Below are 13,407 nucleotides of genomic sequence, written 5' to 3'. Positions count from 1 at the left end.
CTACTTTACTTCCACATCATGACACATCAGTCGGATCATCGTGCCTATTTTTTTAAGATAGATACGACTATCAAAAAGATTCGGAATGCCCTGCAAAAACAACTGACAGAAGCCGGATTTGACCTTACCGTCGACCAATGGGTGCTGATAGACCATATTTTCCGAAAACAGGGAATCAGCCAGAATGAGCTGGCCGAAATGACTTTCAAAGACCCGCCGACCGTGACGAGGATCATCGACCTGCTCGAAAAGAAAGGATTGGTTGAGCGCGGTCCCGCTGCCGGCGACCGCCGGAAATTCAATTTGTTCCTTACCAAGAACGGCGAGGCGATCTACAACCAGGCTTTCCCGATCGTAGCCGATATCCGGCGCAAGGGCTGGGGTAGTCTCAGCGACTCCGATTACCAGCATTTCGTCCGCATTATGGACTCCATTTACCAGAATTTTACCTGATCTGACAAAATTTTTACCTGCCCAATAAGTGGAAGAATGACAGCTTTTTAGCCCGTTCTTCCACTTTTTATTTAGCCGGATACCGAAATAAACGACCCATGCAGCCGGTTTCGGATTAAACCTTTCGCCCGGTTTTTGTATCTAAACCATAGAACAGTTCGAAAGACGGCAATGTCCGACCGGGCTGTCTGGTTTATTATCCGTTTCATTTTTATCCATCTTGAAGCCATGAAAAAGATTTTTTTGCTCGGCGCTTTACTTACTTCATCACTGCTGACTCCCGCATTCTCACAAGTCAAAACTGAACAGCTATACCAGGTTCCGAATATAGAAGTGGCAGGGTTTGCCGAAATGGAGGTGGTGCCCGACGAAATTTATTTCAATATTTCACTCCGCGAGTATTTCCAGGACGAGAAAAACCAGAAGGACAAGGTCAATATCAGCACGTTGGAAAAACAGCTGATCAAGGCTGTGGCCGACGCCGGTTTGCCGAAAGAGGCATTGTCGATCAGCGGGGTGGGCGGTTACCAGAATTATGTGGACAAGAAGAAAAAACCTGCCACATTTCTCGAAGCGAAACAATATGAATTGAAAGTTTCGAGCGCCGAAAAGCTGGACGGTATTTTGTCGAAAGTAGAAAGCCGCGGCGTGCAGTACGCCAATGTGGCGCGGGTTGATCACTCGAAACGCGAGGAGTTTAAAAAACAGGTGAAGATCGACGCGTTGAAAGCTGCAAAGGTGAAGGCGGAATACCTCGTTGCTTCGCTGGACCAGAAACTGGGCAAAGTGCTCGAAATCAAAGAGCTGGATGAGAATTTGTATTTCCCTCAACCGGTGTTTGCCAAAGCCAATGTCCGCGCTTTTGCCGCCGAGTCTGCGGATGCCGTTCAGGACAGTGATGTGCAGTATCAGAAAATCAAAATCAGTTATCGTATGCAGGCTGCATTTGAGATCAAATAGGCCGTTTCACGCATAACCTTTCCCTTTCAGGTGCCCGGTGACCATGTTACCGGGCACAATTTTTTTCGGTGTGGCGCATCCGCATTTGTCGATCCGTTCTTTTGACGGGAGTATTAGTTTCTTTAACTTGAATAATCAAATCTCAAACTAAGTAACTGGAAATCATGAGCATTAACGCAAAACACCTGGCCACATTCATTTTGGGCGCCGCTGCCGGCGTAGCTGCGCACAAATACCTTCAAACAGAAGAAGGGGAGAAGCTTTTGGAAGATCTCAAAGCAAAGGCTAACAACCTGAAAGACGAAGCGGAAGGGGCCATCGATAAAGCTCCTGAGTATTTCGAGGAACTTAAATCCAAAGGTGCCGAGACGCTCAAAAGCAATTTCCCCGATGCCGAGGCATTTTTCAAGGATTTGTTCGAAAAATTCAAGGGTAGCAAGGGTACTTCGCCTGAAACGGACGTTACGCCCACGCCCGACCCTATTTCCTGATAATAAAAGTCACTAGCCGGAGGATAACCGTTGATCCTCCGGTTTTTTCATGCCCGTACCAATCCGTTGATCTGTGCATACTGGATGAGCATGATCGTCTTGGCGTCGTTGATTTCGCCGCTGGCGACCATTTGTAAGGCATTTGAAAACGGCATTTCCATTACCTCGATATTTTCCTGTTCCGTGGCGCAGCCGCCGCCGTCGCTCACTTTCATATCGTCGGAGTATTCAGCCACGAAGAAGTACAGGATTTCGGTCACCGAGCCAGGCGACATATAGGCTTCGAATATCTTCCTTACCGAACTTACCTGATAACCGGTTTCTTCTTCCGTTTCGCGTTTAATGCATTCTTCCGGGTTATCCCTGTCGAGCAGGCCGGCGCAGGCTTCAATCATCATGCCGGTAGCATTGCCGTTGGTGTAGGTCGGTAAACGGAACTGACGGGTGAGTACCACCGTGTTTTTTTCCTGGTTATAAAGCAGGATCACGGCACCGTTACCGCGGTCGTAAGCCTCGCGAGCCTGGCGCTCCCACGAGCCGTCGGCGCGCTGGTAGTCAAAAGTGTATTTACGAAGGGTGTACCAATTGTTGGAGAGCACTTCTTCTTGCTCAATCTTCACGCGCGGATTTTTCATTGACCAAAATTGATTATTTATGATTGAATTTGATCAAAATTAGTCAAAACTTTGCTTTTGGCAAAAAACAATGAGCCACCGGTGAATAATTCAGGATACGGATTACTTTGCGGTACTACTAACCGACGTCCCATGAAACCTGTATCGTACTGGATTGAGAAATACCACCTGCTGCCGCATCCCGAAGGCGGCTACTATGCTGAAACCTACCGTGCATCCGAAACAATCGGACACGCGGCATTACCTGCCCGTTTCAGTGGCGACCGGGCGTTTTCCACCGGTATCTATTTCCTGCTCGAATCGCATAATTTTTCCGCATTTCACCGCATTCAGGCCGATGAAATGTGGCATTTCTATGCCGGCGAGGCATTGGAAGTATTCGTGATCGACCCGGTGTCGGGCGAATTGAATGTGATCCGGCTCGGGAATGACCCGGATAACGGGGAGACGTTCCAGGCGGTGGTACCGGCCGGCGCGTGGTTCGGGTCTAGGCCGGCTGGCGGGAGCAGCTATGCGTTGGTCGGCTGCACGGTAGCGCCGGGGTTCGATTTTGCCGATTTTGAAATGGCAGGTCGGGACGCGTTGTCCCAGGAATATCCGGAGCACGCCGGGCTGATCGCCGAACTCACGCGTTGCTGATCAGCCCGGCGCGGGGTTAATATCCTACGCTGGTATCGTCGCCGCGCGGGTCGGAGCCGCCTTCGAGGGAGCCGTCAGGCAATACGAGAATGCAATCCATCCGGCCAATCGAGTTACGTTGTTGTTCGAGGATATAGCCTTTGTCCTGCAACTTTTTAATGGCGTCCGCCGGGAATGCATTTGCTTCGAAAGTGGTTTTGTCGGGCAGCCATTGGTGATGGAATTTCAATGCATTTACGGCCTGCTGCATCGTCATGCCGTGTTCCAGCACATTCAATATCGTTTGGTACACGGAGGTGATGATCGTCGACCCGCCGGGCGTGCCTACCACCATCAGCAGCTTTCCGTCTTTTTCAATAATGGTTGGCGTCATGGACGAAAGCATTCTTTTGCCCGGCGCGATCGCATTGGCCTTGTTGCCGATGAGCCCGTACATATTCGGGGCGCCTGCTTTCACGCTGAAATCATCCATTTCGTTATTCATAAAAAAGCCGCCGCCTTTGATCACCACCCGGCTGCCGTAGCCGCCGTTCAATGTCGTGGTAACCGCTACCGCATTGCCTTCTTTATCCACGACGGAGAAATGCGTCGTTTCGAGGCTTTCGTAGCCCGGTAACTCGCCGCCGTGGATGTTTTTGCTATCGGTCGCTTTGTCCCAGGAGAAATCGCTCCAACGTTTTTGCAGGTAATCCTTGCTGATAAGCTCGTTCACCGGCACTTTCACAAAATCCGGATCGCCGAGGAATTTGGCACGGTCGGCATAGACGCGGCGCTCCGCTTCGATCATGACCTGGATGGTGGAATCACTGTGCCAGCCCCATTTGCGGAGCGGATGCTGCTCGGTAAGCCGCATTAACTGCAACAGTGCCACACCTCCGCTGGATGGAGGCGCCATCGTGATCACTTTATAGCCTTTATAGCCCTCTGTAATGGTTTCGCGCCATTGCGCGTGGTAGTCGGCCAGGTCCTGCCTGCTGATAATGCCTTCGCCGCCGCGGTTAATATCCTTCACAAGCCGTTTGGCTACTTTGCCCGCATAGAATCCTTCGCGACCTTTCTTTTGAATGCGTTTCAACACATTGGCCAGGTCTTTCTGCACGAGCAGATCGCCAGCTGCCCAGTCTTTGCCGTTCGGATTGAGGAAATAGGATGTGCCGGGGTTGACTTCCAGCAGGTCTTTTTTGATGGAGTTAAGGCTACGGGCCTCTCTTTCGGTGAGAATCACCCCATTTTTTGCAATATCGATGGCGGGCTGCAAAACCTGTTTCCAGCTAAGCTTCCCGAATTTGGCATGTGCCTGCACCATCCCGTCCACAGAGCCAGGTACGCCCGAAGCGAGGCGGCCCAGCGTGCTGGATTTGGGGATGATGTTGCCGTCTTTGTCGAGATACATGTCCGCGTGGCCTTTGCCGGGTGCCTTTTCGCGAAAATCGATGCTGTGGGATTTGCCATCCGTGCCGCGGAGGACGAGAAAGCCGCCACCGCCGATGTTACCGGCCGAAGGGTGCACAACCGCCAGTGCAAACTGCACGGCCACGGCGGCGTCCACCGCATTACCGCCGGCTTTCAGAATATCAATGCCGACTTTCGAAGCTTCGGGATGAGCCGAGGCCACGATGCCGTTGCGGGCTATGACACCTTTGCGGTCGCTGAAAAAAGGCTTCTGATTGGGATCGTCGGAGAGGAACTGGTAAAAGCCGGTGGATTCCTGGACGGGTTTCTGAGCGTATGAAATGCCGGGCAATATGCCGGCAATAAGGATTAGCGTATAGCGTAAATTCATATAGGAGTGTTAAGGTTAATGTCGTAATTTATTAAATCCAACCCTTTTTCTTACCTTTTATACCAATTTATTTCGATGCATTGGGCCGATCCGCTAACTTTTGAATTCAAATTGTCCGAACGTCAATGATGAAGTTTTTACGACAGGTCTGGGAAAGTTTCAGGTTCGCCTGGGGAGCCCTCAAATCCAACATTACCCGCACCATCCTATCGCTTCTCGGCGTGACGGTCGGTATTTTTGCGATCGTCGCCGTGTTCACGATCGTGGATTCCCTGGAACGCAGCATTCGTGAAAGCCTGAGCTTTATCGGCGACAAGGTTATTTACGTACAGAAATGGCCCTGGGGCTTCGGGGGCGAATACCAATGGTGGAAATATTTCCAATGGCCGGAGCCGACTTATTCCGAATACAAATACCTCTACGACAATCTTGAATCCGCGAGTGCGGTGGCCGTGATGGATTTCAAGGGCGGTACCACGCTCAAAAACGGCTCCAACAGCATTAACGCCACCATTCAAGGGGTGTCATTTGAATACAACCTGATTTCCGACATCCCCGTACAGAACGGCCGCTATTTCATCCCGCTCGAAACCAATAATGCGCGGAATGTGGCGATCGTCGGTGCGGACATTGCCGAATCGCTTTTTCCCGGGCAGGACGCGATAGGCAAGCCGTTCAAGCTGGCCGGGCATCCGTTTACGATCATCGGCGTGCGGGAGAAAAAGGGGGAGAGCCTCGTCGACTTCGGCGGCAGTCCCGACAAAATCTGCATTATTCCTTTCTCCGCATTTTCGAAACTGTTCCAATCGGGCCGCCGCAGCGCTGATATTGTCGTGAAGGGGTTCCCCGAAGACGAAGGCATGCGGGAGGTGGAAGCGGAAATCGTCGGGTTGATGCGTACCAAACGCGGTATCAAGCCCAGGGACGGCAATAACTTCTCGCTGAACAGGCCGGAAGCTGCCGCTGCGGCTATTTCTGGACTATTCGCTGTATTGACCGTCGCGGGTTGGGTAATAGGCAGTTTCTCGATCCTGGTAGGCGGCTTTGGGATTGCCAATATTATGTTTGTTTCGGTGAAAGAGCGGACAAACCTGATCGGCATCCAGAAATCATTGGGCGCGAAAAACTATTCGATTTTGTTCCAGTTCCTGTTCGAAGCGGTAATGCTCAGCCTGGTCGGCGGAATGGTTGGCATATTTTTGGTATACCTGCTTTCATTCATCCAGCTGGGATCACTGGAAATCCTGCTGCTGCCCCGCAATATCCTGCTGGGGCTGGGAGTGTCGAGCATCATTGGTGTGCTTTCGGGTATTGTGCCCGCGATGCTGGCCGCGCGTATGGACCCGGTGATCGCCATTCGCTCGAAATAATAACTAGGAAAAATCAAACTGTTTTGCGAAGTTCGCTTCCATCACTAACACTATAATCGACTGTTATGCGTAAATGGGTCATATTCGCCATATTTCTGGCTATCATATTCGGAATTTTGTATTACATCACTTTTGGATATTACAGTGAAGGAAAGAGGGGAGGATATGTGACAAGGCTCAGCAACCGCGGCTATTTGTTCAAAACATACGAAGGCGAGCTGCGTATGGGAGGCCTGTTCGAAGGCGATGGTACCATGAATTCTTCGCAATGGGTATTTTCCGTCAGCGCGAAGAACAAAGACGCGATTTCCAAGCTGGAAGAGGCCATCAAAAACGGCCACCGCGTGTCGCTGACTTATGAAGAGAAGTTTTTCAAACTACCCTGGAACGGGGATACCAAGTTTTTCGTGACCGACGTGGAAGTGCTCGAAACGGGCCGGCAGCAAGCCACTCCGCCGCCTTCCACACTTCCCGCGCCGACAGAAATCGATACAACCAAAACATTATAACCCAAAGCCGGAGCTAGCCTCCGGCTTTTTTGGCTTTATAATTCTTGCCGGTAAGCCAGGTAATGGCCTTGTCGCGATGGTCGCCCTGGATCTGGATCTCGCCATCTTTTACGGTACCACCGGTTCCGCAGAGGTTTTTAAGTTGTTTCCCCAATGCTTCCAGGTCGGCGGAGGTGCCGATAAATCCTTTCACGATGGTAATCACCTTGCCGCCGCCTTTGCGGTCGAGCCAGATGCGCAGGTCCTGCTGCTGCGGTGCCAGGGTTTCGATCTCGTCGTCCTGATCGTTGTATTCAAACTCCGGATTGGTGGAGTACACAATGCCTGAGCGGTTTTTCTTGGACATAATGGTAATCGTTAAGGGAAGTCAGATGATCACATGCAGGCTTCCGGGCTTTATTTTCACCTCGATGCGTGTCGTATCCAGTTGCAGCGGTTCGCCGTCGTAATGGATCATGGCAGGAGTTTCGGTTTCCACCACGGCCGTCGTAGCCCGGCGGTAATCGATATAGCGCGATTGTTTCAGGCTCTTGGTAAATAAACCGCAAGCCAGCACGGTGCCGTACCATTGCGGGAACGGTCCGATCTTGCAAATATCGAGCAGGCCGTCCTGCAAGCTTGCCTGCGGGGCCACCCAGGCATTGTTTCCGAACTGGCCCGCATTGGCAAACGAAAGCGAAAATGCCCGGTTTTCAACGCCATCAAGCAGGAACGGCTGCGGCTTGTAAGACCAGTACGCGCTGAAAGATACTTTCACGTAGGTTCCCAATCCGCGCGCTTTTTGCTGACTGAACAGATGTCCCACATAGGCATCGAAACCCATTCCAGCCGTACAAAAAAAGGGAATATCGTTCAGCTCGGCGCTATCGATGGTGGTAGGCGTGCCTTCGAAAAGGCGTTTCAACGAGGCGTCGAGCGTGAGCGGCAGGCCCAGGTGCCGGGCAAGGCCGTTCCCCGAGCCGAGCGGCAAAATGCCAATCGGAATGTCCGTCCCGACGAGCGGCCGGGCGATTTCATTGACGGTACCGTCACCACCCACGGCCACAATAGCCTTCCATTTCTCCGCATGCATATGCTCGCGCACGAGCTCAGTCGCGTGCGCACGCTCCTCCGTGAAGAGGATCTGCGCCGAACCTGCATTCTTTTTAGCCACGGCGTGAATCCTTTCCCGCACGCCGGCGCTGTTCTTGCCAATGGAGGTACCCGAGTTGGGATTTAATATAAATAAATAAGGATGAGTCACTGGATTTGATATTTCGGCCATGCGCCGTTCTGCGGCGCCGATCTTTCCGTTATATTTAGAAATCGTCAACGGCATTACAAAAATCCACAAAAAATATGAGAAACTGGCTTTTTACCCTCATTCTGATAGGCGCAGCAACGATCGTCCGTGCACAGTCGGCGGGCGATAAGGAAGTGATCCTCGGCATTCTGAAACGGCAGGAAGCCGATTGGAACAAGGGCGACGTGAAGTCGTTCATGAACGGCTACTGGGAGTCCGATTCGCTGATGTTCGTCGGGAAGGCGGGCATTACCTACGGCTACAAGCCCACCTACGAAGGTTACCTGAAACGCTACCCCGACCGCGCGACGATGGGGACATTGCAATTCACTTTTCTTAACTTTTCATTTCCCGGCCCCGGAGTAGCATTCGTAGTAGGTAAATTTCACCTGACGCGCCCCGAAAAGGGCGATCTGGAAGGGCATTACACGCTGTTGTTCCGAAAGATCAAAGGCAAGTGGCTGATTGTGTGTGATCACACAAGCGGGTAAAAGAAAAGCCGGACCTTCGGGGCCCGACTTTTTTGATTGTGGGAATATGTCCTAAACCTTTTTGAAATTCAATACTGCATTCACGGCTGCCGAAGTGCCGCTTGCCGGAACATTTACATTGATTTTCAGTTCAGTAGCAGTCTGTGTGAATTTCAGCGACTGGTTTGTTGTGCCTTTGGTGAGGATCAGGTTGTCGTTTTCCACTTTCCAGGTCGCGCCGGAAATGGGTACGAACGTATCGATGGCTGTTACCGCTGTTGGACAGTCGGCAGTAGTGATGGTGTTGTCGGATTTAAAAGTCACTTTCAAGTCGTACAGGCAAGGAACTGCCGCTTCGATCAATGCCAGATTTGGGATCGTGGTACCGGCTGTTTGCGGGGTAATAGCTTCCAGTTCCCAGGTGGCTACAATAGGATTGTTGTCTACGGGTTTCGGATCGTCGTCCTTGTCGTCGCTGCAAGCGAACACAACCGAAAGAATGAGGAACAATGCGAGCAGGGATGTTTTACTCAGGGAGTAGGCTTTTTTCATGATTGCGGGAGTAAAGAGGTTAAGATCAATAGAGTTGACATGCGTTTGTTTCAACGCTCAAACTTACTCAAAAATGCGTTTTTCAGGAATTTTTATGACTTACCGGAAATTTCGGCGGGCTTAGCGGGAGATTGGAGAAAAAGCTCGATCAGTTCAGCGGCCGCTTCAACCGGCAGTTGCAGCCCGCTTTTTACCCGTTCCGCTACGGTCGCCATTTGCTGACGAACGACCGTATTGGTATAAAACCGCTCTTCCAGCGACACCCGGATCTGATCGCGGAGCCAGTCGCCCTGCTGCGCCTGCCTGTTGGCTGCAAAAAAGCCGCTTTCGGTCGTTTTGGAACAATATGCATCGATGATCTGCCAGATCGTCTCCATTCCCGTACCCTCCGCCGCCGAGCAAGCCACCACCTGAATGGGCACGCCCGACGGGCTTTCGGGCAGGTAATGCAATGCCTGCCGGTATTCGGCCACGGCATTCTGCGCCGCATTCCCATTGCTGCCGTCGGCCTTGTTCACCGCCACGGCGTCTACCATTTCCATAATGCCCTTTTTGATGCCCTGCAACTCGTCGCCCGCGCCTGCGAGCATGAGGAGCAGGAAAAAATCGGTCATTCCTTTCACGAGGGTTTCGGATTGGCCAACGCCTACGGTTTCGACGAGGACGATATCGTACCCGGCCGCTTCGCACAGCAGAGCGGCCTCCCGCGTGTGCCGCGCTACGCCTCCTAGCGAAAGATTGGTCGCGGAGGGACGGATATAGGCATTCGGATTGCGGGCGAGCTGTTCCATGCGGGTTTTGTCCCCGAGAATGCTCCCGCCCGACTGCTGGCTGCTCGGATCGACGGCCAGGACGGCCACCCGTTTGCCCAGCGATGTAAGGTAGTTCCCGAATGCCTCGATAAACGTACTTTTTCCCACGCCCGGCACCCCCGTAATGCCGATCCGAACGGATTTGCCCGTATGCGGCAGAAGACCGCGGAGCATTTCGGCCGCCAGCGCACGGTCGTCTGGCAGGCTGCTTTCCACAATCGTGATGGCGCGGCTGAGCGTCGCGCGGTCGCCTGCGAGGACCCCGCGGATATAGGTTTCAACAGACAGTCGCTGGCGCATGAGATCGGTGATTTTGCATTGGCAGACAATTCACGGCTGTCTGTCGTTAAAATGAAAGTTTTTCTCCTAAAACAGGTGAAAAGGTGTATATTGCTCGTTTACAACCCAATATTTTCAATTTTTAACCATTATAATGAAAATTTCAATATTTCGTCTGGGCGTCATTGCAATGAGCAGCCTGGGCTTCTTCAACAACACTATCGCACAGGAAGCGGAGAAGGTGAAATATGATGCCCATGTGCTTTTTCACCCGCTGTTCAACTTCCAACCCGGCAATGAATACCGGACAGGCAGCGGAGCCCCTGGCCCCAAATACTGGCAAAACCGCGCCGATTATAAGATCAACGTAGCGCTTGAAGAGGAGAAGGGCACCGTGAGCGGGGAAATTGAGCTTACCTATAAAAATAATAGCCCCGAAAACCTGGAATTTATCTGGCTTCTACTCGATCAGAATGCATTCGGAAGCCATTCGAGAGGCGCACAAACCACACCCGTGAGCGGCGGCCGCTTCGGCAATATGGGCTTCGACGGCGGCGATTCCATCAAATCCGTGAGCGTGCAGCAGGGTAAGGGCGCATTTGTGGATGCGGAATACAAAGTGACCGACACCCGGATGCAGATCCGCCTGAAAACGCCGGTGAAAGGTAATGGCGATGTGATCAAAATCAAACTCGCTTATTCATTCAAAATCCCCGAATACGGCTCCGACCGGATGGGCACGCTCGAAACGAAGAACGGTATCGTGTACGAAATGGCGCAATGGTACCCGCGCGTGGCGGTATTCGACGATATCGAAGGCTGGAACCTGTTGCCTTACCTGGGCGCAGGCGAGTTTTACCTCGAATATGGTGACTTTGAATACAATGTGACCGTTCCCTGGGACCACATCGTCGTAGGATCGGGCGAATTGTTGAACCCAACCGAAGTACTGACGGCCGAGCAGCGTAAAAGACTGGCCGACGCCGCCAAAAGCGACCAGACCGTCGTGATCCGCAGCGCGGAAGAAGTGACCAACCCGAATACCCGTCCGAAACAATCGGGCACCCTTACCTGGCGTTTCCGCTGCCTGCAGGCACGCGACATTGCCTGGGCTACTTCCAAGGCATTCGTTTGGGATGCGGCAAAAATGAACCTGCCCAAAGGTAAAACCGCATTGGCGCAGTCGGTATACCCGGCTGAGGACGGCGGGCTGGATGGCTGGGGCCGTTCCACCGAATACGTAAAGGGTTGTATCGAGTTCTATTCCAATTATATACATGAATTCACCTACCCTGTGGCAACGAACGTGGCCGGTATCGTGGGTGGTATGGAATATCCCGGCATCGTATTTTGCAGCAGCAAAAGCCGTAAAGAAGACCTGTGGGGTGTAACCGACCACGAGTTCGGGCACAACTGGTTCCCGATGATCGTGGGTAACAACGAGCGCAAATATGCCTGGATGGACGAAGGTTTCAACACGTTTATCAACTTCCTGTCGGGCGATAATTTCAATAATGGCGAGTATAAAACTACCCAGATGAACGATATGCAGCGTCTGGCGCCTATGATCTTCCGCCCGAAAGCCGACCCGATCATGACCATTCCCGACGTGGTACAGGCCGTAAACCTGGGCTGGGAAGCTTATTACAAGCCGGCATTAGGCCTGAAAATGCTGCGCGAGCAAATTCTTGGAAAAGAGCGTTTCGACTACGCATTCAAAATTTACGTGCAGCGCTGGGCGTTCAAGCACCCGACCCCTTACGATTTCTTCCGTACCATCGAAGACGCGGCAGGTGAGGACCTGGGCTGGTTCTGGAAAGGTTGGTTCTTCGAGAACTATAAGCTCGACCAGGCGGTAAAAGAAGTAGCTTACGTAGAGCAAAACCCACAAAAAGGCTCTTACATTACCATCGAAAACCTCGACCAGCTGGCCATGCCGGTGAAAGTGGATATCGAAGAAGTAAGCGGCAAGAAGACCCGCGTGCAACTGCCGGTTGAAATCTGGCAGCGCGGCGGCAGCTGGACCTTCAAAGCAGCTACGCAGCAGCCTATCCGTTCGGTAACGATCGATCCCGAGCACAATCTACCGGATATGGACCCTGAAAACAATGTCTGGAAACCGGCTTCGTACAACTCGGAACCGGAGGTGAACTAGGCATTCACGACGATAAAAAAGGCCTTCCATCCGCAACGGGTGGAAGGCCTTTTGCATTTAAATGAGCTTTTATCAGATCGTAAGCAGCATGGCGCCGTAAGAGTAGCCGCCGCCGAAAACGGTGATCACGATATTTTGCCCCTTGGTAAACTTCTCCTTATTCTCCGAAAGCGCGATCGCGCAGCCGGCACAGCCGGTATTACCGAGGTATTGAATGTTTGAAATCAGCTTTTCGGACGGTATTCCCAGCGTGTTGATCACATTCAGGCTGATGCGGTGATTGGCCTGGTGCGGAATGAGGTAATCGAGGTCGTTGATCGTCAGGCCGCATTCCTGCAACACCTGCTGGCTTACTTTCGGCATGTACACGCAGGCATTCTGAAATACATCGCGGCCGAATGGCATTACTACACCCCGGTCGTTCGGGCGGAGCACCACGGCTTCGATGGCCTTTCCGCTGGTGGCCGCGCCGCCGGTAATGAGCTTTTTGATCTGCATATCGCCCTCGGTCTGCCGCTCTTTCGAGATCAGCAATGCCGAAGCGCCGTCACCCCACAAATGCCCCGAAACGGTATCCATTTCATTATAATAAGCCGTATTATGGTCGGAAACGACTACCAGCGCCTTCGAAGCCTTGCCCATGGCGAAATAGCCTTCCACGATCTCGATCGCATTGAGCAGGGAAGAGCAGGCGGAGGAAATGCTGACGACCGGAATATCGGGTATTTGAAGCTGATTCTGAACCGCGTGGGCCAGCGTCACGATGGTATCGTAGGGCGTGTAAGTGGCGCCTACGATCAGGTCTATTTCGTTTTTACTGTATGGAATGCTTTCAAGAAGCGTTTCGACGGCCTTCATGGCCATGGTCGAGGTATTTTCGTCTGCTGATGCTTTACGTCTTTCCGAGATTCCTGTCCGTTCTACGATCCACTCGTTTGATAAGTTGTTGAGATTTGTAAAATATTCATTACCAATAACTTCGCTTGGCAAATAATGACTAACCGTATTAATATACAT

The 13,407-nt window shown here is 52.1% G+C and carries 15 protein-coding genes; 8 read left to right on the top strand and 7 right to left on the bottom strand.

Features of this window, described 5'->3' with window-relative positions:
• Positions 1–18: 18 nt before the first annotated feature.
• The 3 genes from H144_RS0130455 (at position 19) to H144_RS0130445 (ending at position 1,904) form a co-directional block, all read left to right on the top strand.
• Complete coding sequence (locus tag H144_RS0130455) at positions 19–453, top strand: MarR family winged helix-turn-helix transcriptional regulator (RefSeq protein ID WP_015813381.1); 435 nt, start codon at positions 19–21, stop codon at positions 451–453.
• Positions 454–681: 228 nt separating this feature from the next.
• On the top strand, positions 682–1,413 hold the full coding sequence (locus H144_RS0130450) for an SIMPL domain-containing protein (protein ID WP_026351123.1): 732 nt from the start codon (positions 682–684) through the stop codon (positions 1,411–1,413).
• 164 nt (positions 1,414–1,577) lie between these two features.
• The gene (locus H144_RS0130445; protein WP_019945922.1) at positions 1,578–1,904 is read left to right on the top strand and encodes a YtxH domain-containing protein; all 327 of its coding nucleotides are present in this window, start codon (positions 1,578–1,580) and stop codon (positions 1,902–1,904) included.
• A gap of 47 nt (positions 1,905–1,951) precedes the next feature.
• Here H144_RS0130445 and nudK read toward each other — a convergent pair whose 3' ends face one another.
• The gene (nudK, locus tag H144_RS0130440; protein WP_019945921.1) at positions 1,952–2,539 is read right to left on the bottom strand and encodes a GDP-mannose pyrophosphatase NudK; all 588 of its coding nucleotides are present in this window, start codon (positions 2,537–2,539) and stop codon (positions 1,952–1,954) included.
• Positions 2,540–2,671: 132 nt separating this feature from the next.
• Between nudK and H144_RS0130435 the strand changes: the two genes are divergently transcribed.
• On the top strand, positions 2,672–3,178 hold the full coding sequence (locus H144_RS0130435) for a cupin domain-containing protein (protein ID WP_019945920.1): 507 nt from the start codon (positions 2,672–2,674) through the stop codon (positions 3,176–3,178).
• A gap of 16 nt (positions 3,179–3,194) precedes the next feature.
• Here H144_RS0130435 and ggt read toward each other — a convergent pair whose 3' ends face one another.
• Positions 3,195–4,961 carry a gamma-glutamyltransferase gene (ggt, locus tag H144_RS0130430; RefSeq protein WP_019945919.1) on the bottom strand — a complete coding sequence of 589 codons (1,767 nt, stop codon included), beginning with the start codon at positions 4,959–4,961 and terminating at the stop codon, positions 3,195–3,197.
• 125 nt (positions 4,962–5,086) lie between these two features.
• Between ggt and H144_RS0130425 the strand changes: the two genes are divergently transcribed.
• Positions 5,087–6,331 carry an ABC transporter permease gene (locus H144_RS0130425; RefSeq protein ID WP_019945918.1) on the top strand — a complete coding sequence of 415 codons (1,245 nt, stop codon included), beginning with the start codon at positions 5,087–5,089 and terminating at the stop codon, positions 6,329–6,331.
• A gap of 65 nt (positions 6,332–6,396) precedes the next feature.
• Positions 6,397–6,840, top strand: a complete 444-nt coding sequence (locus H144_RS0130420; protein ID WP_019945917.1) for a DUF8785 domain-containing protein — start codon at positions 6,397–6,399, stop codon at positions 6,838–6,840.
• Between the two features lie 13 nt (positions 6,841–6,853).
• Here the strand turns inward: H144_RS0130420 and H144_RS0130415 are convergent, their stop codons facing one another.
• Together H144_RS0130415 and H144_RS0130410 are read right to left on the bottom strand one after the other, a co-directional pair.
• Positions 6,854–7,186 carry a translation initiation factor gene (locus tag H144_RS0130415; protein WP_019945916.1) on the bottom strand — a complete coding sequence of 111 codons (333 nt, stop codon included), beginning with the start codon at positions 7,184–7,186 and terminating at the stop codon, positions 6,854–6,856.
• Positions 7,187–7,207: 21 nt separating this feature from the next.
• Positions 7,208–8,083, bottom strand: coding sequence for a diacylglycerol/lipid kinase family protein (locus H144_RS0130410; RefSeq protein ID WP_033403572.1), 876 nt, complete (start codon positions 8,081–8,083; stop codon positions 7,208–7,210).
• A gap of 95 nt (positions 8,084–8,178) precedes the next feature.
• On the opposite strand from H144_RS0130410, the gene H144_RS0130405 reads away from it, so the two are divergent.
• On the top strand, positions 8,179–8,613 hold the full coding sequence (locus H144_RS0130405) for a YybH family protein (protein ID WP_019945914.1): 435 nt from the start codon (positions 8,179–8,181) through the stop codon (positions 8,611–8,613).
• 51 nt (positions 8,614–8,664) lie between these two features.
• Here H144_RS0130405 and H144_RS0130400 read toward each other — a convergent pair whose 3' ends face one another.
• Positions 8,665–9,144, bottom strand: a complete 480-nt coding sequence (locus H144_RS0130400; protein WP_019945913.1) for a DUF5004 domain-containing protein — start codon at positions 9,142–9,144, stop codon at positions 8,665–8,667.
• Between the two features lie 92 nt (positions 9,145–9,236).
• Positions 9,237–10,256 (bottom strand): methylmalonyl Co-A mutase-associated GTPase MeaB, encoded by a 1,020-nt coding sequence (gene meaB / locus H144_RS32900; RefSeq protein WP_019945912.1) that lies wholly within the window; start codon positions 10,254–10,256, stop codon positions 9,237–9,239.
• A gap of 133 nt (positions 10,257–10,389) precedes the next feature.
• Between meaB and H144_RS0130390 the strand changes: the two genes are divergently transcribed.
• Positions 10,390–12,390 (top strand): M1 family metallopeptidase, encoded by a 2,001-nt coding sequence (locus tag H144_RS0130390; RefSeq protein ID WP_026351120.1) that lies wholly within the window; start codon positions 10,390–10,392, stop codon positions 12,388–12,390.
• 72 nt (positions 12,391–12,462) lie between these two features.
• Here the strand turns inward: H144_RS0130390 and H144_RS0130385 are convergent, their stop codons facing one another.
• Positions 12,463–13,407 (bottom strand): 3-oxoacyl-ACP synthase III family protein, encoded by a 945-nt coding sequence (locus H144_RS0130385; RefSeq protein WP_019945910.1) that lies wholly within the window; start codon positions 13,405–13,407, stop codon positions 12,463–12,465.

Origin of the sequence: Dyadobacter beijingensis DSM 21582 (assembly GCF_000382205.1) — a bacterium.
Taxonomy (GTDB): domain Bacteria; phylum Bacteroidota; class Bacteroidia; order Cytophagales; family Spirosomataceae; genus Dyadobacter; species Dyadobacter beijingensis.
This window is presented reverse-complemented; position numbering and strand designations above follow the sequence as displayed.

What these genes read in the sequence shown, in the direction of transcription:
- H144_RS0130425 (WP_019945918.1), top strand. Translation starts at nt 5,087, where the DNA reads ATGATGAAGTTTTTACGACAGGTCTGGGAAAGTTTCAGGTTCGCCTGG.
- H144_RS0130415 (WP_019945916.1), bottom strand. Translation starts at nt 7,186, where the DNA reads ATGTCCAAGAAAAACCGCTCAGGCATTGTGTACTCCACCAATCCGGAG.
- H144_RS0130385 (WP_019945910.1), bottom strand. Translation starts at nt 13,407, where the DNA reads ATGTATATTAATACGGTTAGTCATTATTTGCCAAGCGAAGTTATTGGT.
- H144_RS0130445 (WP_019945922.1), top strand. Translation starts at nt 1,578, where the DNA reads ATGAGCATTAACGCAAAACACCTGGCCACATTCATTTTGGGCGCCGCT.
- H144_RS0130405 (WP_019945914.1), top strand. Translation starts at nt 8,179, where the DNA reads ATGAGAAACTGGCTTTTTACCCTCATTCTGATAGGCGCAGCAACGATC.
- H144_RS0130420 (WP_019945917.1), top strand. Translation starts at nt 6,397, where the DNA reads ATGCGTAAATGGGTCATATTCGCCATATTTCTGGCTATCATATTCGGA.
- H144_RS0130435 (WP_019945920.1), top strand. Translation starts at nt 2,672, where the DNA reads ATGAAACCTGTATCGTACTGGATTGAGAAATACCACCTGCTGCCGCAT.
- meaB (WP_019945912.1), bottom strand. Translation starts at nt 10,256, where the DNA reads ATGCGCCAGCGACTGTCTGTTGAAACCTATATCCGCGGGGTCCTCGCA.
- nudK (WP_019945921.1), bottom strand. Translation starts at nt 2,539, where the DNA reads ATGAAAAATCCGCGCGTGAAGATTGAGCAAGAAGAAGTGCTCTCCAAC.
- H144_RS0130400 (WP_019945913.1), bottom strand. Translation starts at nt 9,144, where the DNA reads ATGAAAAAAGCCTACTCCCTGAGTAAAACATCCCTGCTCGCATTGTTC.
- ggt (WP_019945919.1), bottom strand. Translation starts at nt 4,961, where the DNA reads ATGAATTTACGCTATACGCTAATCCTTATTGCCGGCATATTGCCCGGC.
- H144_RS0130450 (WP_026351123.1), top strand. Translation starts at nt 682, where the DNA reads ATGAAAAAGATTTTTTTGCTCGGCGCTTTACTTACTTCATCACTGCTG.
- H144_RS0130455 (WP_015813381.1), top strand. Translation starts at nt 19, where the DNA reads ATGACACATCAGTCGGATCATCGTGCCTATTTTTTTAAGATAGATACG.
- H144_RS0130390 (WP_026351120.1), top strand. Translation starts at nt 10,390, where the DNA reads ATGAAAATTTCAATATTTCGTCTGGGCGTCATTGCAATGAGCAGCCTG.